This is a genomic window from Candidatus Thiodictyon syntrophicum, assembly GCF_002813775.1.
GTDB classification, from domain to species: Bacteria; Pseudomonadota; Gammaproteobacteria; order Chromatiales; family Chromatiaceae; genus Thiodictyon; species Thiodictyon syntrophicum.
The window spans coordinates 411504-438088 of sequence record NZ_CP020372.1 but is presented as its reverse complement, the minus strand read 5'-3'; the positions used below and the strand labels follow the sequence as shown (position 1 = coordinate 438088).

Genomic DNA, 26585 nt, shown 5'->3' with positions numbered 1-26585 from the left:
GGGGTTTGGCCCCGGGCCTGGACCCTTGGGGACTGGTAGACGACACCAAGGCCAGGAACCACCGCGGCATCCAAAAGGTTCCGGGACGGGGCGAGTTTCGATGGAAAACAGAGGCACATTTGATTACCATCGGGCCAAGAGGTAATGACTCATGGCGAACGTCGAGAAACTCAGCATCGCCCTCGTCCCCGAGATGGCCGGCCTGGACCGGGGCGCCGTCGAGGGCGGAGACTGTGCTACCGCCAGTGAGGTGGTTCGCGCCGCGTTGCCCGAGTGGAAACAGCGGCGTACGCTCCGGCAACGCGATATCGGGGAACCGCGGCAGGTGTGGGCGGAAGGGTTCGCCAGCGGTCCCGGCCGCTTCGAGGCCCTGGACGCGATCAAGGCGGAAGGCCGGCGTCGGCGGGACGGCCGGCGACGCCCTGGACAGACCCCCGGGGTAGTCATGCCCGCTGCCTGTCGTTCGCCGCACTGCTCAGGCTTCTTGTCGCCACCAAGGCCACCGCACCATTTTCGTCCTCGTGGTACCTTGCCGATTTCCCGCAAGGGGCTAGACCTGGTAAGTCCTAGTTTGGCTAAGATTAGTACAGGCGATTCCTGAGAGCGAGACCCAAAGTGTCAGGAACAGATCTATGACCTTTCGCCGCGGGTGTCAGGGAAATACAAGGCGGACCCTATCCGGACGCTGTGCGGCGGGGCGTCCTGACATCAGGATAGGGTATACCCCAGCGAGACGACGGGTCGTCGGCGCCGGAACTCACGGGACGGCAGTTGCCTAGGTTTTTTGATCTATTGAGCCCGAGACCCCAGCTTGGCGATACGCTGGCCCTGGCGACCGGTTGGGACGCCGGAAAGTCCGGTTGCCCGGCGGTCGAGGCGTCGCCGCAGAGCAGGGCGAGGGAGCAGACCTTGTGGGCTCGAGTTCCCAACCGCTTTCACTCGGTATACCATCTTCCGATGGGTATCCGCCTTGATGGATCGTCCATTCAGCGGTCGACCCCCTTGTCGGGGCCAAGCGGAGCTGGCGTAACGGCGCGCATAAGTGTGCATACGACAGAAAGCAAGAATATCCGCGTCCGTGTACCTGATCGCCAATCCGAAGGTTTTAAGTCGGCCCGTTCCATAGTTCTGAAAGGCCGCTACCAATCTGGAACAATAACCCAGAATTCAGGAAAATCGCCGTGCGAAACCTAGGCGAACATAGAACACCACAAACTTCTTACCTGTCTATCTTGATGTTTAGAGCTATGAGATCATTCCATTGATAAATTCCTTTCAGGCACCCGATCTTCGGGTCGCAGCAATCAGCCCCGATCAGCAAATACTAGTTGATCAAAATGGTGGTTTCCTTCAGCTTCCGAACCTGCATGGGCCATCGCCTTTTGTGGTCGATGGTCAATCTGTTAGACAACGTTTTGAGGCTGCTATTAAGGACCAGCTAGCATTGCACGGGAAGCTGCTCGCAATATTAGATACAGGCATTTCCCAAGTGCCTCCACTGCTAATCTTAGCATATGCAAGCCGCGATATTGGAGTCGCTTCCGAGCTAGATAGGCGCGGTCTACGCTGGCGAAAAATCGACTCGCTTCATGATTCTTATGGTACACCCGTTCATCTCGCTCTTGAACGAGCAGGGCATCTGGCCATAGTCCACCAAATTGGCATCGATATCGTTACAACATGGTCGCATCGATTCGCCCTCGCATTGAGTTTTTTAGAACAGCGCGTGGCGGAAGTAGACGTACTATACGGCTGGACACAGTTGCTCACCGGAAATAACATCGGCGCCCTTTCGACAGCACAGGGGATTCTTTCTTACGTCCATGCTGGAGCATACACTCATATTGCTGACCGCGCCCAGAAGACTATTCTTAGCCTCCAAAATCCTGATGGCGGATGGCCTGTCCGCAGAGCCTTAATAGGCCAAAGCGATCGATCTATTACCGAGAGCACTTTGTATTGCCTCTGGGCACTTACTGCTTCAGGAATAGATACCGCGGATATACTCTAAATTGAAATTATTTGAGATTTTCTAATGCGCTGAAATTTTAAAGAAAACAGGGTCTTCATTTCGCTTTTGCATTGAGCGTTCGCATCGCTCAAGCAGTTTGATATTGCGCTCTTGAATTTCGGAAAATCCTCGTAATATTTTGAATAAAGTGCCTTTTTCTTTACGTATTTCCATAATCTTTCGATCAGATTAAGATTTGGTGAGTAGGGAGGTAGATAAAGCAGATCGATTTTCAGCTCTTGTGCAAGCTCAGCCACAATGCGACATTTTTGGTATTTTGCATTATCTAAGATCAGTGTGATGGCTTCGCCAATGTGACATGCAGCAATCTTACGTAGGAGCGCGCAAACACTGATCGCGTCAATATATGTATCATTGGTGACCGTGACGATGTCATGGGTCACAGCATTCAGGGCACCCAAGACATTAAATCGCTTACGGCCAGCAGGCGCTTTGATAAATAGGCGCGTAAATGACCACAGGAAACCCAAAAATGGAGCAAGTACAAAATGGGCGGCATCAACGAAATAGACGTGACGATTCCCGGCTATCGCCTCATTCAGAATTGGTTGTAACTTATTGTTTATAAATGCTTCCTGTTCGTCGGGATCACCTTTTGCTGGAACCATCCCGACTTTTCTCCGATACATGCCGATAGAAAGCAAGAAGGTGCGAACGCTACCGAGACTACGCTTGATACCGGTTAGTTTTTCAATTTCAGAAGCGGTCTCCTTTAAGCTGCCAGGCGGATGTTCAGAAAAATGTTTCTTTAGGAGATAACGGTGGTCTTGTAATTCGCTTTGAGGGCGATACGGTCGCCGCTTCATAACTTTGTTGAGCCCACCATCTATATAGCTACGAATCGTGGTTATAATCGTATTTCCAGAAGCACTGCTAAGCCGAGCGATTTCATGATGAGAATATCCAAGTGACTTATACCAAAGAATACTCATGCGCTTGCGAATTACCGGAGATGAATCGTAGAGACGAGCCTTCTCAATGATATCCTTATCTCGATTAGGGAACTCGCAATTGTACATGTCATGGCTCCATAAGAATTCAAAGATTAGGAGGGGCCACCTCCCTAGCTTGCTCGGGCGGCAGGGAAAATGCTATCTATAATACCGCAACTTATGCCTATAGCAAGTATAATGCAGTAACGCGAGGAATGGAATGGGTTGAATCTGCACAACACGACTCTGGCGGATGGGGCTCCATTCCCGGCTGCCCGCGCCCCCGGGTATACCCCACCGCTTTCGCATTGCGATTTTTGTCTGAGTTCTTTCCAAGCTCGCCAGCGGTGAGAGCCGGTTTGGCGTGGCTTCGAAGCGCACAGAATGGCGACGGCGGTTGGGGAGCATTGCCAGGCACTGACCCAAGTGCCGGACGCGCATCGACATCAATTCACACAGCGCATGCCATCCTCGCGCTCCTTGCCGGCGGTCAAAGCGCGGACGATGAACAAGTTGAAAAGGCACTCAACTACCTCGACGCCACATTTCACCCTGCCGAACCTGAGCCCTGGCCAAGTACATCTGAGATGGAGGTCGTCGACACAGACGCCGCCATTGATTTTCGACACTCTAGCACTCCCTGGGTTTTGGCGGCGCTGCTTGCGGCGCGGCGGCCAATAAGCAGCTTTACCTGTGTGGCATCAATGCAATGGCTGCTGCATCAGCAACACACTTTGGGCTACTGGTCGTCTGTCTTGACGCCTGGACACGAGCCCATTTGGGCCACTCACGACGCCTTGTACGCTTTGAATGCCGCTCGGCAAACAGCAATCGAGAACGTTGCCGAACTACTGATCGCCGACTTTAGAAAATCGGAAATCGATTTGGCGTGGACACGCGCGTTTTCCGGTTTTGACCAAGCCAAAGGCCTTGCCGCATATGGGAGATCTCGGCCCAGTAAATGGCTGTATATTTGGAACTCTGCCTTGACATTTTTCGTCTGCCTCCTGCTATTAATGACCCTGGGAGAAACCACGAAAAGCATATCAGTAATTGGCCAAGTCTTAGGGTCATTGGGGGTCGCTCTCGTCGCAGGATTCGTACCCTTTCTCTACCAACTGGCCGCAGAAGAATTCAAGCTACGGAGAATAAGAGAGTGAAAAGGTCACCAGCGGACATCGATCTTGATCAAGTGTCAAACGCCGCGGCGCGGATCGCGAGTGAAGCTGGGGCGCTCATCATATCTCGCTTTGGTTATCTATCAGAGCCCACACCTAAAGGCAACTTTGACGTTCAACTGGATATTGACATACAGTCCGAGGAACTCATTATTTCTCTCTTAACAGACCAGTATCCAAGCATTCCTGTTATTTCGGAGGAAATGACAGCAAAGCCTAATTGGGCGCAGGACACTGTTTGGATTGTTGATCCACTAGATGGCACAAACAACTTCGCCGTTGGCATTCCTTACATCGCGGTATCAATATGTCTCCGTTCACGTCAGCGCCTGCTCGTAGGAGTCATTCATGATCCCATAACTTCTCATACATATGTTGCGAGATTGTCCGCTGGCGCCACTTGCGATGGTAACCGCCTGCACCTTGACGCCGCGAAAAGTATGCAAGCTGCAACAGTTAGCTTAGTAACCGGTTACTCTATTTCCGACAGAAAGATGGGAGAGACGGCGTACTTGGCTCTAAGCAGAAGGGCGCGTCGAGTTGTAACCATGTGGGCTCCAGCGGCCGACCTTGCTCGCATTGCTGACGGCCAACTGGACGCCATGGTTTGTTTTAACGCTCTTTTTGGCGACGTCTGCAGCGGACTACTGCTAATATCCGAGGCTGGCGGAGTCATCACAAATCTAGATGGGGCAGAAATGAATATCCATGAAATCAATCCAGATCTACCAGTAACTTTCGTAGCCTCTGGGAATTATATTTTGTGTGCGGAAATTCTCAGCGCTATACGAGATATTCGTTAAGCAGTATCGCTCAGTGAATCGACTCTTGGCGCTGTATATTCTGTTCTGGCCAGCCGGATTTGCGCGGAAATAGTTTCCATGAGAATAGAGGCAGTTAACTATCACCTATGGCGCAAATGCAATATGCGATGCGCCTTTTGCTTCGCGAAGTACGATAGCGTTCTTGATGCTAATTATACTCGTGGCTTACCATTTTCAGACGCTGAGCTCGTGGTGAAGTTACTCGCACGGTTTGGCTTTAAGAAGATCACCTTTGCCGGCGGAGAACCAACACTCTGTCCTTGGCTCGACGAGATAATCCAAGTCGCGTCGCAGGCTGGAATGATCACCGTCCTAGTCACAAATGGCAGTCTGCTTGAGTCGCGGCGCGTCCGCGCCTTGTCCAAGAGTTTGAACTGGCTTGTCTTAAGCATCGACTCCGCCGAGACTCGTACTAATCTAGTGCATGGGCGAGCCGTAGCTGGACGACATGTAATCTCTGTAGATCGCCTTGTCGAGATTGCAGATGTGGCTCGTGAGGTTGGAATAAAGCTTAGAGTAAATTCCGTTGTAACTAGAGTTAACGTTTCGGAGAATTTGGGCCAAACGATGGAAAGAATTAAGCCCGACCGCTGGAAGATCATGCGGGTACTGCCAATTGCGGGCGAGAATGATCACATCGTGGACACCCTTTCGGTCAGTACCGAGTCTTTCGCCCGCTTCGTTGATCGAAACTCGCGACTCGATTTTAGAGTCACTGTAGTTATAGAAGGAAATGATGATATGCTGGGCAGCTATGTAATGGTGGATCCTGCTGGTCGATTCCTTGAGAACGCGTCCGGAAAATATACCGCCAGTCGAAAGATTCTCGATGTTGGTGTAGAGTTAGCCATCGCGGACATGAACTACGACGTCGAAAGATTTCTCGCACGTGGAGGCGCATACGACTGGTGAGGAAAGCAGTGTCGGACATCCAAGGACATCCGCCCCTTCTCCCCACTTCACATAAATGGTGTTTTCGGCTATTTCAGGTGGCATGGGTCAGGTCTTGCCTTTTGTCTCCTGTCAGGCGAAATGCAAGACCTAACCCACTGCCTCTTGACCCTCTGCCCCTCCGCCCACGCCCGCTTCGGCGGGCAGTTTACTCGCCAACCTGCTCCAAAATATGCCGCACCAGTGCATCCGAGATATAGAGCCCGGTCCTACGCAGGTGTTCGATGACGGGCACGGCGGCGGCGATCCGTCCCGCGGACTTGGCGCGGCCGACGACGCCAAGCGTTCCGATGACTCGTAGCCCCATGGCCTTCGCGCAACGTAAGCGTCCGGGCAACTACAGGATTGACCCTTCCCGTTTCAGGTCGTCTAATTTCAAATTGTGAGGCAGCAGCGCGGCGATGGCCTCCGGGGTCTTGGCCGTCGGCAGGTGCTCGAAGAGGTGGTTGAGGTACACCCAGGGTTCCAGGCCGTTGGCCTTGGCCGTTTCCACCAGGCTGTAGAGGGTGGCGCTGACCTCAGCACCCTTGGGGCTGCCGGAGAAGAGCCAGTTTTTCCGATTATGCCGAGCTCGGCATAATCGGAATTATGTGCAGCTCCGGATTATGCGCAGTTCCGCCAGCACCTCTGGTTTCCGGGAAGGCAACTGGCGGAGCAGCTTGGGTTTCAGACCCTGGTCAGGCGGCGGCGTCAGCGCCGCCTGCGCATAATCAGAGGCCGTCCAAGAAGGCCAGCAACGTCGGCGACGCCACAAAGCGCGGCGGACCGACGGGCGGTGCCTGAAGGGTCGCCAGCGCCTGCTCCTTCATTCGCAAGTCCGCTTCCATATACTGGTGGGTCGTCTCCACGCTTTCGTGCCCCAGCCACAGGGCGATCACGGTCAGGTCCACCCCGGCCTGGAGCAGATGCATCGCGGTGGTGTGCCGCACCGAGTGCGGCGATACCCGCCTATCCTGGAGCGAGGGACAGCAGGAACTGGCGGCCCGCACGCTGCGCGCCAGGCGCGAAGCGACCCCGGAGCGAGTCATCGGTTGCCCCTGGCGGTTCGGAAACAAGGGCTGCTGAGGCTCCGCTCCGATCCGCGCCAACCAGTCGCGCAGCAGCTTCGTCGTCCGCGCCCACAGCGGCACGACCCGCTCCTTGCGGCCCTTGCCATGCAGATGCAGGGCCTGGCAGTGTTCGCTTTCCAAGTCCACGCGCCGCGCCGCGACCAGCTCCGACACGCGGGCGCCGGTGTTGTACATCGCCGTCAGCAAGGCACGGTCACGCTGGCCGCTCCAGGTGCGCGCATCCGGCGCCTGCAAGATCGCCTCGATCTCTGCGCGGGACAGAAAGCCGACCACGGGCCGGTCGAAGCGTTTGGCCGGGATCGCCAAGATCCGTTGTATCACCGGCAGCGCCGCGGGCTCTTGCAGACCGGCATAGTGCACGAAGGCGCGGATAGCGGCGAGCCGGGCATTGCGGGTGCGCACCGTGTTATGCCGACGGGTCTCCAGATCCTCGAGAAACGCCAGCACCAGCGCGGCGTCCAGATCGGCCAGAGCCAACTCGCCGATGGACTTCCCGCAAGAGGTTTCGGCAAACCGCAGCAAGAGTCGAAAGGTATCCCGATACCCGTTGATCGTCTGGCGGCTCGCGCCGCGCTGCTGCATGAGGTGCTGACAGAAGAAGGCCTGGAGCAGGCGGGCCAAATCGGTTGGACACTGCGGGGCGTTCATGGTGTCGCCTCCGCGCCGCCAGACTGCGCCAGTCGCTGGAAGCGCTCCCCGGCGATGCCCATCAGCGCCGGAATGCCGGTGAGGTACCAATAGGTATCGGTGACCTTGACGTGCCCCAGATAGGTCGACAACAGCGGGACGGCCCAGGCCAGATCGATGCCTTCCTGGTACCAGGCGAGCAGTCGGCGACAGGCGAAGGTATGGCGCAGATCATAGAGCCGGGGCCGGCCTTCGGGCGCGCGGTCCCATCCGAGTCGGGTGCGGATGCAATGAAAGGCATAGAGCGCTTGCGCGTAGCCCAGGGGGCGACCGTCGTCGCGCAGAAAGAAGGCTGGCTCGCGGCTCAGCGGCAAGCGCCGGTCGCGCAACTGCGCATACTCGCGCAGCGCGGCGCTGGCGGTGGGGTGCAAGGGCACATACCGGGACTTGCAGAACTTGGTCTGGCGCACGCACAGCAGGCCGCGCGCCAGATCCACGTCCGTGCGCTGCAGGTGCAGTGCCTCCGAGACGCGCAGGCCGGTGGCCGCCAGGAGCCCCAGCAGACACTGCATGCTGGCTGGTCGCAGCCCCCGGGCTGGAGTCAGTGCGCCGGCCCCCGCCAGCAGTTGATCGATTTCCTCATCGGTGTAGATGTGGGGCGTCAGCCGGCGATGGGCCGGCCCAAGCGCACCGGCCGGTGGGATCTGGGTCTCTGCCTCGAACGCCGCACAGAACTTGGCGAAGGGATGGACCACCTCCAACCGGCGCGCCCGGCCAATCGGGCCGCTCCGCGCGGAGGCACAGGCCCACTCCAGGGCCAACTGTGCCGTGATGGGGCCGTTGTGCCCGCGGGCATCGGCGAACTGGGCAAAGCGCTGCAACTGCTCACCTTCGATGCGCAGGGCATACCCCAACCGACGGCGCGCTGTCAGATAGGCCGTCACTCGTTCCTGCATGGTCGACCAGTGGCTCATAACGACCTCCCCGGCCAGGGCAGGGCCACGCGCGACAGATTGGGCAGGTCCACCTTGGCGTAGATCGCGGTCGTGTCGATGCTGCGATGGCGCAGCACGTCGGCCACGAGCTTCAGTGAACTGCCGCCCTGGACCATGCGCGCGGCGGCAGTGTGGCGCAGGATGTGGGTCCCAGACCACGGCAGGCCCGCGCGCGCGAAGGCCCGGCGGATCGCGCCGCGCACCGTGGTCTTGGCGGCGACCTCGCCCACCGGTGCGCGGTGCTGGACGAAAAGCGCCCGACTCGGCGTCGTGGGTCGCCCGTGGCGCAGATAATCGGCCAGGGCCGCCCCGGTCGGCGCGGGGAGCGGCAACTGCGCGGCTTGGCGGCTCTTGCCGGGCCGCAGATGCAGGACTCCCGTTCGCCAATCGATGTCGTCGAGCCGTAACGCGGCCACTTCCTGGCACCGCAGGCCCAGATCGGCCAGACAGCGGGCCATGGCATAGTCCCGGCGCCCGAGCGCGGTCGCGCGATCGAAGGCGCCCCAGAGGCGTGCGAGTTCCGCCGCGCTCAGGCTGGGCGGTAGTGGGGCGAGCGACCAGTGTGGCGGTGTCGGTACCGCGCCGGTCAGGTCGGCCGGCAGCTCCCCTTCAAACTGAAGAAAGCGCAGAAAGCTACGCAACGAATAGGCCAGGACGCCGACGCTGCCGGGTCGCTGGAGGTGCGCTTGCTCGGTCACGAACCGGATCAGGGCGTCTGGAGCGATCCGGCCGACCGTGACCGGTCCATCCCCAAACTGACCGGCCAAGAAGGCACGCACGTAACGGCGGCGGTACCAGCGCGTCGCGTCGGCCAAGCCGCACACGTCGCGGAGGTACGTATCGAAGCGCGCCACCATGGCCTCAATGCTCGGACTGGACGGTGGACTTCGTGGGCGCAGGCGCGTTTCGCCGCCCATCACCAGCAGTCGGTTCAGCGCGGCGCGGACGCTCTTGCGGTGTTTCGGGTTCGGCGGTGGGCAGCGGCAAGCAGGCAGGTGCTCGTAGAGAAAGACCTGTACTGCTGGTGCGTCGATCTGCTGCCGATCGGGCGGCTGCTCGCCCAGCCAGGCGAGGAAGTGAGCCGCCACCGCCGCGTACTGGTGCTGCGTTCCGGGGGTGTGACCCCGCGCCGCCAGGTACGAACGGAAATCGCCAAGAAGCTGCTCTGACATGGGTACCCTCCGTCATCGGGAGATCTAGGGGTACCCACAGTCTTATGCGCAGCCGGGGCGACTGCCGCAGACGGAAACACTCGCTGTATCAACGTACCGCGGCAGTCACCGAACCGGCAACTGCGCATAATCCGGAGCTGCACATAATTCCGACCGGTGACGAAGGGCCGGATGCAGTTCTCCGCGGTGTTGTTGTCGATCTCAAGGCGGCCGTCATCCAGGAAGGTCGTCAGCGTCGGCCATTGCCCGAGGGCATAGCCGATCGCGCGCCCAAGCAAGCTCTTGGGCAGGACCCGCGGGGCGGTGGTGTCGAGCCACTGCTTGATCGTGTCGAGGATCGGGCGACTGCGCGCCTGCCGTGCGGCGTGGCGGATCGCCGGGGCGGCGCCGCGGACACTGCGCTCCACGCTATAGAGTTCGCCGATCAAGGCGACCATCTGCTGGGCGGCGCTGGCGTTGCGCCCGGCGGCGGCCTCGACGAATTTGCGGCGCACGTGCGCCCAACACCCGGCATGGCCCAGCACGCCGGGCGCGTTGGCCAGGACGTGATAAGCGCTGTAGCCGTCGGATTGCAGGTAGAAGGAGAGCGGTGGTGCGTCGGTCGGTGGGTCCGCGGCGGGCGGGAACAGCACCGCTTGCGGCACCGTGGCGGCACGACTCGGGGCGTATTTGAACCAGCGCACCGGCGCTCCTGGCGGTCCGCCACAGAAGACCCACATGTAGGACTTCTGCTCGGCCGTGCGTCCGGGCTCGCGCAGCACCTGCACCGGGGTCTCGTCGATATGGATCACCGGCCCTTGGCGCAGCAGGTCGTGCAGTGCGGCGGCCACCGGCGTGAGCGCGGTGTGCAGTTGTATGAGCAGCCCGGCCATGGTCTGGCGACTCAGTTCGATGCCCTCACGGGCAAAGATCTTCTCCTGCCGATACAACGGCAGGGCATCGACGAACTTGGCGGTGACGATGGCCGCCAGCAGCGAGCTGTGGGCGATCGACTTGGGGATGATTTGCACCGGGCGCGGGGCGATCTTTACCCCGACCTCAGCGCCGGGCACGTCCTCATCGCGCGCCACATACTTGGCGCGCTTATATTCGATGACATAGGTCTGGCGCGGGATGACCGCCAGTTGCTCGGAGGTGTCGTAACCGATGAAGGTCCAGTCCGCACCCAGGGCCGCCTTCTCATCGGCAGACAGATCGAGGATGCGCTCCACCCGTGGCAGATGCGCGGGTAAGGGGCGGCGCACCGGCTGACGCTTGGGTGGCAGCGTCGGGTCCGGGATGGTGTCTTTCGGCGGCGGCGGTGCGGCGGCCGGCAGTTGGGCCTCCAGCTCACCGATCAGCGCTTCCAACTCGGCTTCATCGAAGAGCTTCAACTGGGCGTCAGGAACCCGATCGGCACTGGGACCGAAGCGCTTGCGCCGCAGCAGTTCGATGTATTCCAGGAGCTGATCAATCCGCTGGCGTTGCTGCTCCAGGGTGGCGACATGGTGCGCCCGCTCCCGCTGCATGGCGGCCATCTGCTCATCCAATTGCTCATGCAACTGCGCGATGATTCCTTGCAGGAGCATCGGGTCAGTGGGTGGCAATGGCGTGCTATTGAGCATGTCGCCAATCATAGCAGAGGGGTGATGAGAAGTCACCCGGATAAGCCATTAGAGCAATGAAAAGTCGGTCCGCCGATGCGCCTCAACCCGCCGCGGATCCAGGCCCTCCAGTAACCACCCCAACTCGCGTACCGAGAGTGTTATCGCGCCGCCAGTGGATTCACTTGGCCACCAGAAGCGTTGTCGCTCCAGGCGCCGGTACCACAGCCAGAAGCCGTTGTTATGCCAGAACAGCAGCTTTACTTTATCGCGTGCGCGATTACAAAAAACGAACAGATGACTGGAGAAGGGGTCGGCCGCCAGCACCTCAGTGACCAGCACCGCCAGGCCGTCGATGGACTTGCGCATGTCCGTTGGCCCCAGCGCCAGATAAACCTGGGTATGGCTGTCGAATGCGATCATGCCGCCTCCTGCAGCACCGTCAACACCCGTTTGAGGGTGGCGGTATCGAAGTCCGGGGCGATCTCCAGGCGCTGCCCATCCGCCAGCACCAGGATCAGTGGCGTCACGACCGTCGGCAGGGCGTCGACCCACTGCACCGGCACCAGCCGCACCGCCTCCGCGGTCTGGTCATGGCCGCGGGCACGCGCCTGGCGGAATACCTCCCGCCAGCGTTGCAGGCTACCCGGCGCGACGCCGTGGCGCTCGCAGTACGCCTGCTGCGTCAAGCCGCTGCGCGGCCAACCCTCAACCAGTTCCCGCCACTGCTCGCGCGTACGTCGCCGTTGTGCCATGCTGAATTCCCCCGAAGTTGCTCTGTTCGGGGGCTATCATCCCGGCCCGGGGCTGGCCGGGAAAGATGCAATTCGCCGGACGCTTACCGCGCAACGGCGTGCTTCCAGGTCGTCGAGGACTACCCGGTCGGCGCGATGGCGCAGTGCATAGGAGACGACCTGCGTCTCTCCGGGTCCCAGGTCCCAGGCGAGGGCTTCGGGGGGCGCGGGCTCAAAGGCGGCGAAGCGGGAGGCCGAGTTTCCGGTCAACTCCGCAAGGATCGCCCCGCCATCGGCCTTCGCGCCAACCTCGGTGGCGACCGCCTGGGGGACGACAACGACACCCGCCAGAGCGGCGAGTAAGTCCAGGTGTTGGGTCTTACCCAGTAGAATCAGCGGCGAGGCGTTTACCACCCAGGAGTTAGACCCCATGGATTTCGTCCACCAGTTCGTCTGCGGTTACTTGGCAGGCCGGGACCCTGCGTCGGAAAAGCTCTTCAAGCAGCTCCGAGCGGGTCAACCCTGCTAATTCCGTAGCTTTGCCTTGGGAGACGATGCCCTGAGCGTACCACTGCACCGCCGCCGCGATGCGCATCTCGCGTGCAAACTCCATCGGTGCCAGGCGTAGGGCGCTGAAAGTAGAGGGTTCAAACTCGAAACTGATCGTTGCCATGTGCGGCCCCAGGGTTGAGTTGCTTTCGATGTCGCGTCAGCCAAGTCTTTGTCAGCCAGAAATTTTATTCAAAATTTCAGGGACAGTATATCGAGTTCCCGGGAATTCCGGGGCTAGGGAATTCCAGCGTTCCGGGGAACAGTTTTGTCGGCAGTGCGCGTAAGGCGGATCTCCGCAGGAGGTTCCGCCAAGAAAGCCCCCCCGTGGGAGCGGCTTCAGCCGCGACCAAGCCACGGCAGCTTGCGCGGTCGCGTCGCGGCTGAAGCCGCTCCCACCGGGTCGCGGCCTGATTATCACGGTAAGGGGCCGGGTGTCGGTATCGCGTGTATTGAGAATCGGCAAATTCCGGTAAACCAGCGATAGGGGTTACTGCTGGTTCCAACTCTCCTCCCACATGCAGTGCTTGACAGTATGCCGGTTCTTGATCAGTTCATCGATGGATGGCTCGTCGTTGAGGGCACGCTGGATGGCCAGCTTGGTGGCCTCGTAGTTGTTCTTGTACATGTCGGCCTTGTCGAGCTTGCCTTTCTTTGCCAGCGCGGCGCAGCCTGGGTCGATCCATACCAGGGTGATGATGCACAGGTCATTGGCCTGGTCGCGCGGGATGATGCCTTCGATTACGCAGTCGAGTACGGCGTCGGCCGTGGCGGATTGCACCAGGCCGCCGAAGAGTTCGACCTGTGCGGTATGCTTGAGGGTGACCTTCGGGACCATGATGGTCGCCGGGCGCACCAGTTGATTGATGTCGCGCACGGCGAACATGGCCGTGTGGCCCTTGCTCTGGGCCATCATGTTGGCGAAGGCGTGGCCGACCGGGCCGTCGACGGCGCCGATCAGGATTTCCGGCATGGCGGCGGTGACGTCCTTGCCTTCGGTGAAGACGGTGGCTTCGCCGGCCTTGAAAATTATCTTGCTGGACATGGGGTTTGCCTCAGGGGGTTGGCGGTGGTGGTGAGTTTGGGGGCCTTGCGGGACCCTTGGTGGATGGCGTGTGCGGGCCTTGATCGTCATTGCGGCCCGGGGGACGAGCGGGGGCGCGGTCCACCGGGGCTTGCGGCGCTGTTGGTGGACTGCGCTGCGCTTGTCCACCCTACGGCGCTGTCCCGCGGGCGGCCTTGATCATAACGCCGGGCACGCCCCCAGGCCGCGACGGATGTCCCCCGTGAGGTGGCCGGAGTTATGATCGAGGCCCCGCGGTCTGGGGATGTCACGCCCTTTCAGGGCTGGGCTCCTTAACAATAGACCACCCAGGGCGTTGCCCTGGGCTGGTATGTCGCGCCCCTTCGGGGCTTAGGGGTCGCGGCGACGGCAGGCACCCACCGCACGGGATCAAGGCGTCCGGGCGGGAGGATTGACCCCAACGGGGTCACATATATCAGCCCAGGGCAACGCCCTGGGTCGTCCGCAGAGATAATCTTAGCCCTGAAAGGGCGTGACAGATCGCGCCCTTGATCATCGTTCCGGCCGCCCCGGGCCGGAAGTCCAAGGCTTCAGCCTTGGATGTACTGAACCAAGGCTGAAGCCTTGGACTCCAGAAGATGGCCGCTGGCCGGAACGATGATCGAGGCCGGCGGGAGGGGGGTGCACCGAGGGCCGCGGGGCTGTTGGTGGACTGCGCTTCGCTTGTCCACCCTACGGCGCCCGGCAATCGATGTGGGCGGGGTGATGATGGCCTCGATCATACATCCGGCTACTCTGACTGCACCGGGGGCGCTGGTCCGCACAGCGGACCCTACGGGAGCGAGACCGTAGGGTCCGCTGTGCGGACCGCAGACGCGCCGTTCGCTGATAGGCCGGGATTATGACCAGGGGCCACGAGCCGCAGCGCCGCGCCGTCAGACGTTGCGGTCGCCGGAGTCCCCGTGCGACCTCAGCCCAGCCGGGCATCGGTACCGTCCGTCACCGGTTGTTCAGGCCCGCCCGCGGCATCCTGATACAGCGCCCGGAACAGCGCCTTGAGTTCGCCATAACGCGCGTCCACCAAGACCTCCCGCCGCCGATCGCGTGCGATGCCGACCTCGACCGTGCCGATGACCCGGGTGGGTGGGGCCGACAGGAACAGCAGCCGGTCCGCCAGCAGGGTGGCCTCGTACAGGTCGTGGGTGACGAAGATGACGGTGGGGCGCTGTCGCTCGCAAAGATCCAGGAGCAGGCCGCGCAGTTGCCCGGCCGTTGGGGCGTCGAGCGAGACGAAGGGCTCGTCCATCAGGAGCAGGCGCGGCTGCACGGCGAAGGCGCGGGCCAGGGCGGCGCGCCGCTGCATCCCGACCGAGAGGCGGTTGGCGGGGAAGTGCCCGACGGCCGCGAGCCCCATGGTGGTCAGCAGGGTGTCGACCGCGGCGGCGCGGGCGGCGGGGTCGTCCAGCACCAGGTCGATGTTGCCCCGCAGGGTCAGCCAGGGCAGCAGCCGCGGGTTCTGGAAGCAGTAGCCCAACTGCGGGCGGCGGCCGTCGGGCGTGCCGGGCCAGCGGATGGACCCGGTGAAGGCCTGATCCAGCCCGGCGATCAGGTGCAGCAGGGTGCTCTTGCCGCAGCCCGAGGGGCCCACCAGGGCGACGAACTCCGCGGGACCCAGGGTGAAGGCGACCTGGTCCAGGATGAGCCGCTCGTGGCCGGTGGCGGGGTCCGGATAGACCTTGCGTGCGACCAGGATGTCCGCGAGCGACGGGCGCGGGCCGCCGGGTGCGTCCTCAGCGTCGCCAGCGGTTGGCAGCGCGTTCAAGTGGTTGCAGCAGCCCATACTCGATCGCCAGCATGACCAGGATGAAGGCCAGGCTGTAGGCCAGGATCCCGGTGACGTTGAAGAGTTGAAAGAAGAGGTGCAACGCGAACCCGATCCCGTCGTTGCGCCCCAGCAGTTCCGCCACCAGCACCAGCTTCCAGATCAAGGACAGCCCGGAGCGGGCGGCCAGCGCGACATAGGGCAGCAACTGGGGCAGGGTGACGTAGCGCAGCCGCTTGTACCACCCCAGGCGGAAGCTCTGGGCCAGCTCCTGATAGTCCGGCTCCAGGGTGCGCGCCCCTTCGCGCAGGGTGAGCACGACCTGGGGGACCTTGTTGACGGCGATGGCCAGCACCGCGGTGGACTCCGCGAGCCCGAACCAGACATAGGCGAGGATGATCACGACCAGGGCCGGCAGGTTCAGGAACAGCATCAGCCAGGGGTCGAGCAGCAGGTCGAGGGTGCGCCGCCGGCCCATGAGGATACCGATGGCGCTGCCCGCCAGCATGGCGATCAGGAAGGCGAGGGCGACCCGGCGCAGCGTCGCCCCCAGGTCGTGCAGCAGGGGGCCGTGCAGGGCGTCGTGCACCGCGAGATCCAGCACCGCGAGCGGCGTCGGCAGGAGGCTGCTCGGCCACCACCAGGCGGCGACCTGCCACAGCAGCACCAGCGACAGGGCGGAGCCGAGCCGCAGCAGGCGCGGTGCCGCACGCGTCACGCGGCGGGCTCAGTCCGGCGCCCCGTCCCAGAAGGTCCCGGCCGGCAACTGCGCGGCCTCGCCCACCAGGTCGGCGCCGCTCAGCGCGCGCAGGAGCACATAGAGCCGCTGCGCATCGGCGCGCTCCGCCGCCCCCCAGCGGGTGGGGATGCCGGCCCGGTAGCCGTCGCGTAGGGCGATGAAGGTCGCCTCGTCCGGGGCCGCCATCAGGGGTCGCAGGGCCTCCCATTCGGCATCGGAGTCGCGCAGCAGGGTCCGCGCCTGGTCGGCGGCGCTCAGGAACCGCCGCAGCGCCTCCCGGTGGCCGGCCGCCCAGGTCTCGTCGAAGCAGTAGCCGATCATCGGCAGGTCGGTCGTGATCCCCAGCGCCCGGAGCGCCTCCCGGACGCCCAGCGCCTGGGGGAGGCCGGCGGCGGTGAGGCGCGCGGCATAGTGCCAGTAGGTGACGACGGCATCCACGCGCCCCTGTTTCAATTGCTCGCCGATGAGCGGCCACCTTCCACTTTCCGGGTCCCACGGCCTGGGACCGGCTCGCCACCCGGGTCCGCGTCAACGCCTATACGAACGTGCGGGCGGTGGCCCAGACCGACGACGGCCGACTCTTCACGGTCGCCAACTTCGTCAAGGCGGCCGGCGGCTGCTCAGCCCCGTCCCTGAAGGACCCGGCCGCCGCGGCGGCGCAATTGGGGCGGATGAAGCTGGTGCTCCCGGAGCAGATCAAGCCCGGCGAGCGCCTGACCGCCCAACTCATGATCAAGCACCCCAACAGTTCGGGGCTCCAGTTCGATCAGGTCGCGCGTCACTTCATCCCGGCGGACTATATCCAGCGCATCGACCTCGCCTACCAGGGCTAACCCCTGTTCAGTGTCGACTCCAATATCTCGATCAGCGAGGACCCCAGCATCCGCTTCGGTCTCATCCCGGCCGCCGCCGGTGACCTGCGGGTCGAGGTGAAGGACAGCATCGGGCGCCGCTTCGAGCAGACCTTTCCGATTGCAGTGACGGGGGGCGGTTAGGCGCCGCCTCGAGCACCATTGCGGCCCCCACCCTGGAGTCCAAGGCTTCAGCCTTGGACGTCCACCGCCGACCTCGATCCTGCGCCGACCACACGAATTCGCTATCCTTCCCCGCCTGAACACCCAGCGGGCAGCCTTCATCGTTATTCCGGCTATCTCGAGGGTGAATCCGTCGCGGCCGGGGGCCGCTCCTACGCCGTAGGAGCTGCCCCCGGCCGCGGCGGGTTGCCGTAAGAGTCGCGCAGCGACGCTGTGGGAGCGGCTTCAGCCGCGACGAGGCCTCGCAAGTGTCCGCAACGTCGCAGATAACCGCGCCCTCGCAACACGGTTGCAAGCCGCTCCCCGCCACGCATCTCATCGACCGGGGTGGCTGATGTTCCTTCCATGGCCGTTAGCCGCAACGCGATCTCGCAAGCTACCGGGGCCTCGTGGCGGCTGAAGCCGCTCCCACGGGGGCCTTTCAGCTTCCGGGGTAGCCGGTCTGGCTGCCAGGGCCCTTAGCCTAGAGGCTATGGCCGCCATCGGCAAGCTGCGGCGGCACCCACTGTCAGTCAGTCGGGATTGCCCGCCGGAGCGCCGGTGGGGCCTTTAGAAGCAGCGCAGTGTCGACTCCGCCTGGATCTCCTTGAAGTGGGTCACGGCGTCTTTGGCCCAGGTGCTGCCCTTGTAGACCGCGTTGCGGCCGGCGCCTTCCATCTGCTGGAGTCGCATCAGAGTCTCGATCCGCTCGTAGTCCGCGTAGGGGATGGCGGCGGCGATGAAGTCGATGCTGCAGGAGCATTTGCGCAGGGTGTCCGGATTCTTGCCGTTGGCGATCATGCAGCCGAGCACATAGTCGGCGAGCGCGGTGGTGGGGTAGGGCGCGGGCTTGGGGGCGGCCGGTTCCGGGCCATCGGCGGCACTCACGCCGCCGATGACGGCGGCGAGCGCCAGGCCAAGGAATGGGCTCAAGGGCAGCGAGGTTTTGTGCATGGGGACCTATGGGTCTTGTGATCCAGGAAAGTGGGTTGGTCGGCGAATAACTTACAGGATAGGTGATTAGCGTCGAAACTCAGCCGGTGTCGATGCGGCCATCTGTCACGCCCTTTCAGGGCTAAGAGTATCTCTGTGCACAACCCAGGGCGTTGCCCTGGGCTGGTATGTGCGACCCCGTTGGGGTCAATCCTCCCGCCCGAACGCCTTGGTTTCACGCGGGGGTACCTACCATCGCCGCGAGCCTTCGTATGCTGGCAGGGACAAGTTGAACACTTTCCGAGTGGACTATATTGCGCAATGCGGCAAGCGCGGGGCTCAATGTTCAAGTAATTCTTGCTGGGTTACTTAAGCCCCGAAGGGGCCTGACATACCAGCCCAGGGCAACGCCCTGGGTGGTCTGTTGCTAAGGATCCCAGCCCTGAAAGGGCGTGACATCTTCTGGCGATCAAGGTAATGCTCCAATAGTATCGGGCTCTGCACTTGATGCTACCAGGGCTAATGGGCGATTGGGGTGTCCGGGTTCCGGTGGTGAAAGGTCAGTTGTTCCTCGATCAGGGGCGCGTCACTGCCCGCGGACGGGACCCTGGTGCTGATCTGGTAGAGCCCGCCGGGGACCTGCTCCGAGAACAGGAATTCATAGCCCTTGTCGGCGTAGTCCTTGAAACGCGCGCTGTTGGGGTCCCCGGCAAAGGGCTTGAGGGTAATCCGCACGCCCGGCACCTCCTGGCCGCCGAGCGGGATCTTGACCGGTTCGCTCTGCGCTTTGGCGAAGGCGGCCCGCAGGCGATTGCGAAAGTATCCGCTGGCGCCCTCGGTCGCAGCGGCCAACTCCTTGATGTCGCGCTCCAGGAACTGGATCGGCACCGGGTTGCCCCGGTAGGCGGTGGCGGGCTGAAAGTCCAGGTGGTGACCGCCGCTCAGGAAATCGAATTGCAGGTCACGTTTGCCGTCGTCCGCGACGCGCGTCACCGTGACGATCACCCGGTCCTGGTAGTCCGGCAGGTCCTTGCCATGACGGGTGAAGCGGTATTCCGGGACGCTTCCGGCGGGGACCTTCTGCATCAGGTCATTGGCGAAGACGAGCTGTTGGGCCTGAGTGAGTTTCGGGGCCGGTTCCTGGTCGGCTTGGGGTGCCGCGGCCGGGGTTCCATCAGGCGCGGCGGCCGCCGCGCCTGTCGCCAGGAGAACGGCCAATAGTGCGGTACGGGTGGCTGATGCCGACATAAATGGACTCGTAATCATAGCGGGCCGTTCGTGCGAGCGGCGTGCTGGCGCCGCTACCGTAGGGTGCGCCGCGCGCACCATGGCGCCAAGCGAAACCCTGGCCGTGGCGCTCAAGCGCATCGCTCATGGTGCGCGCGGCGCACCCTACGCCAGTGGTCCGAGCCGATGCGCCCGGCGTCAGCCGCCGAAGAGTCGCCCGAGCCAACCGCGCACGCCCTGCGCCGGCGGCTCGGGTGGTGCCGCGGGGGGCGCTGCGCGGGTCGGCGCAGGCGCAAGCGCTGGCCTGGGGGTCGGACTCGGCGCGGCGGCCGGCGGTGCCGCTGACCGCGCCGCCCGCAACTGTTCATAGTGGCGGCGCAGCACGGAATCGGTGAGCGGCTGATCGAGGTCGAGGGGATTGCTCATCGGTATGCTCCTGTGTCGTGCGATCGGGTGGCGAAGCCCGGCCTATTGAGCCTTTTTCTCGGCCAGCGCCTTGAGGTTGGTCAGGCCCGCCTGGTAGACCTTGGTCACGGCGTCCACCGCGGCCTCGTCGGTGAGCCCGGCGGGCGGGTTCTCGTGCGGGTCGCCGCGGCCGAAGGACCCCTTCCAGGTGACGATACTGCCGCCATCGGCTGCCGGCGCGACCGCGAGTGAGGAGCTGTAGTCGGTCACCGGCAGGACCTTGGGGTCGACCTCCAGGATGCGGTAGGAGAAGGTGTGGGCCGCCGCGTCGTAGGTCTGCAATTCCTCGACGATCTGGCCCCCGCCGGTGAGGGTCAGGGTGCGGACCGCCCGCGGGGCATTGCCGCCGCGGCCCGCGGTCTTGGTGATTGCCGGGTGCCAGCCCATGTCCTGGAAGTCGGCGATGACCGCCCAGACCCGCTCGGGCGGGGCCGCGATGGTCTCTTTGAGGGTGAGGTCCTGGCGCGCGGGACCGGCGGCCCGGAGGGCGGCGGGAACGGCGATCAGCGAGGCCAGGGTCAAGGCGAGGGCGACCGATGATTTCATCAATGGCGTGACTCCGGGGGGCGAGGGCGAATACGGGGTGCGGGGAGGCGATTTCGCCACGTTGACGCAAAGAGTGTGCCGATTCGTCCGGGTTCGGTCTCGGCTCTGCCTGACGGCCGCGCGACTGGTGCCCTCGATCAGTGCGGCCATTACGACCCTGGATCGTACACTGCCATCAAGTCAAGGCGCACCCGCCGACCGCGTCGCCTCGGCCTGGAGTCCAAGGCTTCAGCCTTGGCGCGCTCCAAGGCTGAAGCCTTGGACTCCAGGCGCTTGGGTTGCGGCGCTTAACTTAACGGCAGTGCCCTGGATGCTGGGGTGGACAAGCGCAGCGCAGTCCATCAACGGCGGCGTCGGCTGCGGTGGACTTCGCTCCCGCTCGTCCACCCTACCGGCCCGACCCCGGGCGCGGTTCCTGCTGACGTGTCAGAAGTGACACGCAGTGTCCCAGGCCGCCTTGCCCGGCGGATGGCGACCCGCCGCCTTGGTGCCGCTGCTCGGAATGGCTCGAACCACCGGCGTAGGGTGCGCCGCGCGCACCTTGAGGGGCTGCGGTTGAACGAAATGGCGTGAGTCTCGATCAGCGCCGTGGTGCGCGCGGCGCACCCTACGGGTATCGGCATGGCCAATGGACCGGGCATTTCTATCACGGCCCTCGGTCACCCGCGGCGGCCGGGTGCTGGCGTGAGTCTTGCTGTCGCACTGGACGATCCGTCGGCTGCCCTGTTCGTCCCAGGTCGGGGTCCGCGATCAGTCGACCGGGAGAGACCCAAGCGAATGACGCAACCCTTAGGCTCAACATTCCATCCGGGTTCGCGGAGCCGGCCTGCGGCCCTGACGCGCAGCGCTGGTCCCGCGGGCGCCCGGTCCCGCTTGACCCTCTTACTCCTCGCCCTGACCCTCGCGACGGGCGTCGAGGCCGCGGAATTCACGCTGCGCATCGGCCTGATCGACCAGGCGCCCGCCGCGGCGCCCCCCCTCTCCGCCCTGCTGCCGCCGATCGTCGATGACGGCCTGGAGGGCGCGCGTCAGGGTATCCGCGACAACGCCACCACCGGACGCTTCACCGGCCAGGCGTTCGAGCTGGTTCCGACGCGGGTCGCACCCGGGACCCCGGCCGCCGCGGCCTTCCGCGACCTGCACGGCCAGGGCCTGCGGGTCTTTCTGATCAATCTCCCGGCCCCCGACCTGCTGGCCCTGGCGGACCTGCCGGAGGCCCGGGACTCACTGCTGTTCAACATCGGCGCGCCGGACGACCGCCTGCGTGTGACTGACTGCCGCCGCAACCTGCTGCACACGGCCCCGAGCCGCGCCATGCTGGCGGACGCCCTGGCCCAATACCTCGCCTGGAAGCGCTGGACGCGCTGGTTCCTGGTGGTCGGACCCACCCCGGGCGATCAGGCCTATGCGGCGGCCCTGCGGCGCGCGGCCAAGCGCTTCGGTGCCAGGATCCTGGTGGAGAAGCCCTGGACCTTCGAGGCCGGGGCCTCACGCACCGACTCCGGGCACTTCACCGAGCAGCAGGAGGCCAACGCCTTCACCCAGGTGGCGGACTACGATATCCTGCTGGTGGCAGACGAGTCAGACACCTTCGGTGAGTATCTGAATTACCGCAGCTTCCTCGCGCGGCCGGTGGGCGGGACCCGGGGGCTCAGCGCCGCCGCCTGGAGCGGTGTTTCGGAGCAATGGGGCGCGACCCAGTTCCAGCGCCGTTTCCGCGAGCGCACCGGGCGCTTCATGACCCCCCTGGACTATGCCGCCTGGCTCGCGGTGCGCAGTATCGGCGAGGCCGCGACCCGCACCGGCTCACCCGACCCCGGGCCCTTGCGCGCCTACCTGTTGGGTCCTGACTTCAAACTCGCCGCCTTCAAGGGGGTGCCGGCGTCCTTTCGCGACTGGAATGGGCAATTGCGCCAGCCGCTGCTGATCGTCTCGCCCCGGGTCCTGGTCTCGGTGTCGCCGCAAGAGGGATTCCTGCACCAGTTCTCCACGCTCGACACCCTGGGCTATGACCGGGCGGAAACCACCTGCGGGATGAAATAGCACATGTCGATCAGTCAATCACTGTCTGCAATCAGCCGCGCCGCGGCGCTCTTGGCGATCCTCGTCCTGGCCTGGCCCGGCGCGGCCGGTGCCTATACAGTCTATGTCTCCAGCGAAAAGGACAACACCATCACCGTGGTGGATGGCGAGACCCTTGCGATCAAGGCCAGCGTGAAGGTCGGACCCAGACCCCGGGGTATTGCGCTCAGCAAGGATTTCAAGTCACTGTATGTCTGCACCAGCGACGCCGACCATATCGAGGTGCTGGATTTGGCGAGCCTCAAGGTCACCCATAGCCTCCCCTCGGGTCCGGACCCGGAACTCCTGGCCCTGGCGCCCGACGGACGCCTGCTCTATGTCGCCAATGAAGACGACAACATGGTCACCGTGGTAGACGTGGAGGGGCGCACCAAGGTGGCCGAGATCCAGGTCGGGGTCGAGCCCGAGGGCATGGGCCTGAGCCCGGACGGCAAGTGGCTGGTCAATACCTCAGAGACCACTAACATGGCCCATTTCATCGATCTCGCCACCCGCGAGGTGGTCGCCAATGTGCTGGTGGACCCGCGCCCGCGGGTCGCCCAATTCACCCCGGACAGCAAACAGGTCTGGGTCTCCTCCGAGATCGGCGGCACCGTGAGCGTGATCGACACGGCAACCAAAGAGAAGCTCAAGGTCATCCGCTTCGAGGTCCCGGGGCTGCGCCCGGAGTCGATACAGCCGGTCGGCATCCGTTTGAGCGCCGACGGCAAGCGCGCCTATGTCGCCCTGGGCCCCGCCGCCCGGGTCGCGGTGGTCGACACCGCGACCTTCGCGGTCGAGAAATATCTATTGGTCGGCCAACGGGTGTGGAACCTGGACTTCTCCCCCGATCAGCAGCGGATGTTCACGACCAACGGCGTCAGCAATGACATGTCCGTTATCGACCTTGCGAGTCTCAAGGTGCGCAAGAGCATCCCGGTCGGGCGTCTGCTTTGGGGGGTGGTGGTTGCGCCTTGAGTAAAGAGTCAAGAGCAAGTTGAACGCAATCGTTGTCGTTGTCGTTGTCGTAATCGGAGAACCGATGCAATTTGGTGTGGGAGAATCCAGGGTGCTACGACAATCTCGACAACGACAACGACAATGGCGCTCTGGGTGGTCCCTAATGGATAGTTAGTGAACCGTTCCGAAGGTGATGAGTGACCCCAACGGGGTCACACATACCAGCCCAGGGCAACGCCCTGGGTCAGTCAATGCCCCAGCCCTGAAGGGGCGTGACATCGGTGTCGAATACGGAAGCGGGCACCGGATGTCACGCCCTTTCAGGGCTGAATTTCATCATCGACCGACCCAGGGCGCTGCCCTGGGCTGGTATGTAACGCCCCTTTGGGGCTGGCGGCGTTCGCAATAGTGGACGCAGAGCAAAGCCCTGCTTCGCCATCAGGTGCCGGGAAATCATCGGGGGTCTGTTACGAATGAGCGCAGATAGTGATCGTGGTCAGGATGACAGGCCGGGCTCAACCACCGCCGACGACGTCGCCCTCGAGGTCTGCGACATCGCCTTCGCCTACCCCGGACGCGAGGTGCTGGCCGGCGTCTCATTCGGGGTCCCGCCGGGCGGCTTCTGCGTTCTCCTGGGGGTGAACGGCGCCGGTAAGACCACGCTCTTCTCACTCATCACCCGACTCTTTCTGTGCCGCACCGGGTCCATCCGCATCCTGGGCCAGGACCTCAGCCGGCAGGGCGCGCGGGCCCTGGCCGCCCTTGGCGTGGTCTTCCAGCAGCCGACCCTGGATCTGGATCTCACCCTGCGACAGAACCTGCGCTATCACTGCGCCCTGCACGGGCTGGACCCGGCGGCGATGCGCCCGCGCATCGAGTCCGCGCTGGCCGGGGTGGACCTCTCGGAGCGGGCCGGCGAGCGGGCGCGGCAACTGAGCGGCGGTCAGCGCCGCCGCCTGGAACTGGCCCGCGCCCTGCTGCATCGGCCCCGGGTCCTGCTGGCGGACGAACCGACCGTGGGGCTCGACGTGCACAGTCGCCAGGCCATCATCGCCCAGGTGCGGGCGCGCTGTCGCGAGGACGGGGTCGCGGTCCTGTGGGCGACCCACCTGGTGGACGAGGTGGAACCGACCGACCAGGTCGTCCTGCTGCACCGCGGCCGGGTGCTGCATCGGGGCACCGCGGCACGGCTCCTGACCGACACCGGGTCGGCCACCGTCCACCAGGCCTTCAACCGTCTCACCGGCGCGCAGGAGGCGGCGTGAGCCCACGTCAATACCTGCTCGTCCTCATCGGCATCCTCGCCCGCGAGGGGCTGCGCTTCCTGCACCAGCGCGAGCGCTTCCTCGGTGCCCTGGTGCGTCCGCTGGTCTGGCTCTTCATCTTCGCGGCCGGCTTCCGCGCCGTGCTGGGGATCTCCATCATCCCGCCCTATGAGACCTATATCCTCTATGAGGAATATATAGCCCCGGGCCTGGCGGCGATGATCCTGCTCTTCGGCGGGATGCAGAGTTCACTCTCGATGGTCTATGACCGGGAACTGGGGAGTATGCGGCTCCTGATGGTCAGTCCCTTCCCCCGCTGGTGGCTTCTGCTGTGCAAGCTGTTGGCGGGGGCCCTGGTGGCGGTACTCCAGGTCTATCTGTTCCTCGCCATCGCCTGGTTCTGGGGCGTACAGCCGCCGCCGATCGGCTACCTGCTGGTCCTGCCCGCCCTGTTGCTCACCGCCCTGATGCTGGGCGCACTGGGGCTCTTTCTCTCCTCGGTGATCCGCCAACTGGAGAACTTCGCCGGGGTGATGAACTTCGTCATCTTCCCGCTCTTCTTCGCCTCCTCCGCACTCTATCCGCTCTGGCGCATCCGCGATTCCAGCATCCCGCTCTATGAGATCTGCCGTTTCAATCCCTTCACCTGGGGCGTGGAACTGATCCGCTTCTCACTCTATGCCCAACTGAACTGGTACGCCCTGGCCGGCGTCGCCGCCGCCCTGGCCCTGTTCCTCGCCGCCGCCCTCTGGGGCTATGACCCCGGGCGCGGTATGATGCGCTTCAAGCAGGGCGGGGGCTGAATCGGATCATTCGGGCACGCCTGGCGGGGGTTGGTCCGCACAGCGGACCCTACGGCTGGCCCCGCACCTCCCCTAAACCGAAAAAGAGTATTTGGCCGCAAATGAACGCAAATAAGCGCAAATAACGCTGCTGGTTAGCATCGTCGCGGGCGTTACCCGAACGGCGAACATGCAGTAAAGCCCAAGTCTCTGATTATTTGCGTCAATTTGCGTTCATTTGCGGCTAAACTGCTTTTTCCGGGCTAAACTTCCGTGGTGCAATCGCCGCTCGCCGATCCACCCATGACCAAACACCTCCAAGGAGCCCCCCGCGTGACCCTGTTCAGGCCCCTGATCCTGACCCTCTGCGCCCTCGCACTCACCGCCGCCCCCGCGGCGGCCGATGAAGACGCCCAGGCCGCAGACCCCGACTGGCCCTGCGACCAGATTCTGGTCCCCCGGATCGCCGCCGCGACCCTCTGGGACGGACCGCCGGTGGACGGACTCGCCTGGCGGGCGAACGCCCCGGTGGCGGACCTGGTCGGCCGCTTGACCCAACCCGGCCTCAGCGAGGAGGCGGCCGGGTCCGCCGTCGCCGCCTTCGCCCAGGGCCTGGCCCCGGCCGAGCGGGCGCTGCTGCTGACCCTGGTCTTCGCGGGCGTCCTGGAGGTCCTCGATCAGGAGCGTGCCCAGCAACTCGACGGCATCAGGCGCTATTCCCAGGACCAGGCGCGCCGTGCCGAGGCCCTGGGCCTGGAATTGGACCAGATGGTCGCACTGGAGCGCGATCCCTCCGAGGCGGCGGCCAAGGAGCGGGCGGCCCTCAAGGAACGGCTGACGCTGGAGGAGCGGGTCTTCGACGAACGGGAGAAGTCGATCGGCTTCCTTTGCACCAGACCGGTGGTGCTTGAGCAGCGCCTGGGGTTCCTGGCGCGGACTATCGCAGGGTTTATGGACTGATCGGCTCGGTGACGAGTCAAGAACAAGTAAACAGAGTCTTCGTTGTCGTTGTCGTAATCGAAGAAGCGATGCACATTGGGGTGCGAGGGAGTCCGGGGCGCTACGATAATCTCGACAACGACAACGACAACGACAACGACA

General features: G+C 63.5%; 27 protein-coding genes and 2 pseudogenes. 10 read left to right on the top strand and 19 right to left on the bottom strand.

Translation table 11 applies throughout. The features are described 5' to 3' along the window. The first annotated feature begins 1261 nt into the window (after positions 1–1261). Positions 1262–2011 (top strand): prenyltransferase/squalene oxidase repeat-containing protein, encoded by a 750-nt coding sequence (locus tag THSYN_RS34670; protein WP_157818111.1) that lies wholly within the window; start codon positions 1262–1264, stop codon positions 2009–2011. Here the strand turns inward: THSYN_RS34670 and THSYN_RS33120 are convergent. Then, a complete protein-coding gene (locus tag THSYN_RS33120) occupies positions 2008–3051 on the bottom strand; it encodes an IS630 family transposase (RefSeq protein ID WP_100923287.1) in 1044 nt (347 codons plus the stop codon). The genes THSYN_RS34670 and THSYN_RS33120 overlap by 4 nt on opposite strands. An 11-nt stretch (positions 3052–3062) precedes the next feature. Here THSYN_RS33120 and THSYN_RS33115 point away from each other — a divergent pair, with 11 nt between their 5' ends. The 3 genes from THSYN_RS33115 (at position 3063) to THSYN_RS33105 (ending at position 5878) form a co-directional block, all read left to right on the top strand. After that, entirely contained in the window at positions 3063–4124 is a 1062-nt protein-coding gene (locus THSYN_RS33115; RefSeq protein ID WP_335582538.1) for a prenyltransferase/squalene oxidase repeat-containing protein, read from the top strand. Beyond that, the gene (locus THSYN_RS33110; protein WP_157818110.1) at positions 4121–4945 is read left to right on the top strand and encodes an inositol monophosphatase family protein; all 825 of its coding nucleotides are present in this window, start codon (positions 4121–4123) and stop codon (positions 4943–4945) included. The genes THSYN_RS33115 and THSYN_RS33110 overlap by 4 nt, the downstream gene beginning before the upstream one ends. 78 nt (positions 4946–5023) lie before the next feature. Next, positions 5024–5878 (top strand): viperin family antiviral radical SAM protein, encoded by an 855-nt coding sequence (locus THSYN_RS33105; RefSeq protein WP_100923284.1) that lies wholly within the window; start codon positions 5024–5026, stop codon positions 5876–5878. 187 nt (positions 5879–6065) lie between these two features. On the opposite strand, the gene THSYN_RS33100 is transcribed toward THSYN_RS33105, so the two are convergent. From THSYN_RS33100 to THSYN_RS33035, 14 genes and pseudogenes are all read right to left on the bottom strand, one after another. Then, a complete protein-coding gene (locus THSYN_RS33100) occupies positions 6066–6254 on the bottom strand; it encodes a PIN domain-containing protein (RefSeq protein WP_472297480.1) in 189 nt (62 codons plus the stop codon). After that, positions 6255–6476, bottom strand: a pseudogene (locus THSYN_RS33095) (transposase domain-containing protein); the annotation flags it as partial. A gap of 151 nt (positions 6477–6627) precedes the next feature. After that, positions 6628–7635 carry a tyrosine-type recombinase/integrase gene (locus THSYN_RS33090; protein ID WP_100923282.1) on the bottom strand — a complete coding sequence of 336 codons (1008 nt, stop codon included), beginning with the start codon at positions 7633–7635 and terminating at the stop codon, positions 6628–6630. Beyond that, positions 7632–8588 (bottom strand): tyrosine-type recombinase/integrase, encoded by a 957-nt coding sequence (locus tag THSYN_RS33085; RefSeq protein ID WP_100923281.1) that lies wholly within the window; start codon positions 8586–8588, stop codon positions 7632–7634. The genes THSYN_RS33090 and THSYN_RS33085 overlap by 4 nt, the downstream gene beginning before the upstream one ends. Further along, positions 8585–9526: a site-specific integrase gene (locus THSYN_RS33080; protein ID WP_157818109.1), complete on the bottom strand. Its 942-nt coding sequence runs from the start codon at positions 9524–9526 to the stop codon at positions 8585–8587. The genes THSYN_RS33085 and THSYN_RS33080 overlap by 4 nt, the downstream gene beginning before the upstream one ends. A gap of 14 nt (positions 9527–9540) precedes the next feature. After that, complete coding sequence (gene tnpC / locus THSYN_RS33075; protein WP_236849077.1) at positions 9541–11385, bottom strand: IS66 family transposase; 1845 nt, start codon at positions 11383–11385, stop codon at positions 9541–9543. Positions 11386–11433: 48 nt separating this feature from the next. Next, entirely contained in the window at positions 11434–11787 is a 354-nt protein-coding gene (gene tnpB, locus THSYN_RS33070) for an IS66 family insertion sequence element accessory protein TnpB (RefSeq protein WP_100923279.1), read from the bottom strand. After that, positions 11784–12119: an IS66 family insertion sequence element accessory protein TnpA gene (tnpA, locus tag THSYN_RS33065; protein ID WP_100923278.1), complete on the bottom strand. Its 336-nt coding sequence runs from the start codon at positions 12117–12119 to the stop codon at positions 11784–11786. Before tnpA ends, tnpB begins: the two co-directional genes overlap by 4 nt. 36 nt (positions 12120–12155) lie before the next feature. After that, positions 12156–12530, bottom strand: a complete 375-nt coding sequence (locus THSYN_RS33060; RefSeq protein ID WP_100923277.1) for a PIN domain-containing protein — start codon at positions 12528–12530, stop codon at positions 12156–12158. Beyond that, the gene (locus THSYN_RS33055) at positions 12520–12771 is read right to left on the bottom strand and encodes a UPF0175 family protein (RefSeq protein ID WP_100923276.1); all 252 of its coding nucleotides are present in this window, start codon (positions 12769–12771) and stop codon (positions 12520–12522) included. Before THSYN_RS33055 ends, THSYN_RS33060 begins: the two co-directional genes overlap by 11 nt. Before the next feature lie 366 nt (positions 12772–13137). Further along, positions 13138–13692 carry a formaldehyde-activating enzyme gene (fae, locus tag THSYN_RS33050; RefSeq protein ID WP_100923275.1) on the bottom strand — a complete coding sequence of 185 codons (555 nt, stop codon included), beginning with the start codon at positions 13690–13692 and terminating at the stop codon, positions 13138–13140. Positions 13693–14641: 949 nt separating this feature from the next. Then, positions 14642–15493 carry an ABC transporter ATP-binding protein gene (locus THSYN_RS33045; RefSeq protein WP_236849076.1) on the bottom strand — a complete coding sequence of 284 codons (852 nt, stop codon included), beginning with the start codon at positions 15491–15493 and terminating at the stop codon, positions 14642–14644. Then, a complete protein-coding gene (locus tag THSYN_RS33040) occupies positions 15462–16211 on the bottom strand; it encodes an ABC transporter permease (RefSeq protein WP_100923274.1) in 750 nt (249 codons plus the stop codon). Before THSYN_RS33040 ends, THSYN_RS33045 begins: the two co-directional genes overlap by 32 nt. 9 nt (positions 16212–16220) lie before the next feature. Then, positions 16221–16685, bottom strand: coding sequence for a substrate-binding domain-containing protein (locus THSYN_RS33035; protein ID WP_100923273.1), 465 nt, complete (start codon positions 16683–16685; stop codon positions 16221–16223). Positions 16686–16711: 26 nt separating this feature from the next. Here THSYN_RS33035 and THSYN_RS36520 point away from each other — a divergent pair. Continuing rightward, positions 16712–17227, top strand: a pseudogene (locus tag THSYN_RS36520) (quinoprotein dehydrogenase-associated SoxYZ-like carrier); the annotation flags it as partial. Between the two features lie 588 nt (positions 17228–17815). Here the strand turns inward: THSYN_RS36520 and THSYN_RS33020 are convergent. From THSYN_RS33020 to THSYN_RS33005, 4 genes are all read right to left on the bottom strand, one after another. Next, positions 17816–18199 carry a hypothetical protein gene (locus THSYN_RS33020; RefSeq protein WP_100923272.1) on the bottom strand — a complete coding sequence of 128 codons (384 nt, stop codon included), beginning with the start codon at positions 18197–18199 and terminating at the stop codon, positions 17816–17818. Between the two features lie 498 nt (positions 18200–18697). Further along, complete coding sequence (locus THSYN_RS33015; protein ID WP_100923271.1) at positions 18698–19426, bottom strand: hypothetical protein; 729 nt, start codon at positions 19424–19426, stop codon at positions 18698–18700. A gap of 177 nt (positions 19427–19603) precedes the next feature. Next, entirely contained in the window at positions 19604–19831 is a 228-nt protein-coding gene (locus tag THSYN_RS33010; RefSeq protein WP_100923270.1) for a hypothetical protein, read from the bottom strand. Between the two features lie 42 nt (positions 19832–19873). After that, positions 19874–20416: an SRPBCC family protein gene (locus tag THSYN_RS33005; RefSeq protein WP_100923269.1), complete on the bottom strand. Its 543-nt coding sequence runs from the start codon at positions 20414–20416 to the stop codon at positions 19874–19876. An 873-nt stretch (positions 20417–21289) separates the two neighbouring features. On the opposite strand from THSYN_RS33005, the gene THSYN_RS33000 reads away from it, so the two are divergent. The 5 genes from THSYN_RS33000 to THSYN_RS32980 all read left to right on the top strand — a co-directional run bounded on the left by THSYN_RS33000 (position 21290) and on the right by THSYN_RS32980 (position 26444). After that, the gene (locus THSYN_RS33000; RefSeq protein WP_236849075.1) at positions 21290–22459 is read left to right on the top strand and encodes an ABC transporter substrate-binding protein; all 1170 of its coding nucleotides are present in this window, start codon (positions 21290–21292) and stop codon (positions 22457–22459) included. Between the two features lie 3 nt (positions 22460–22462). Beyond that, entirely contained in the window at positions 22463–23455 is a 993-nt protein-coding gene (locus tag THSYN_RS32995) for a PQQ-dependent catabolism-associated beta-propeller protein (RefSeq protein ID WP_100923267.1), read from the top strand. A 455-nt stretch (positions 23456–23910) separates the two neighbouring features. Further along, positions 23911–24702, top strand: a complete 792-nt coding sequence (locus THSYN_RS32990; RefSeq protein WP_100923266.1) for an ABC transporter ATP-binding protein — start codon at positions 23911–23913, stop codon at positions 24700–24702. Next, complete coding sequence (locus tag THSYN_RS32985) at positions 24699–25505, top strand: ABC transporter permease (protein WP_100923265.1); 807 nt, start codon at positions 24699–24701, stop codon at positions 25503–25505. The genes THSYN_RS32990 and THSYN_RS32985 overlap by 4 nt, the downstream gene beginning before the upstream one ends. A 282-nt stretch (positions 25506–25787) precedes the next feature. Then, positions 25788–26444: a hypothetical protein gene (locus THSYN_RS32980; RefSeq protein ID WP_157818108.1), complete on the top strand. Its 657-nt coding sequence runs from the start codon at positions 25788–25790 to the stop codon at positions 26442–26444. Positions 26445–26585: the final 141 nt, after the last annotated feature.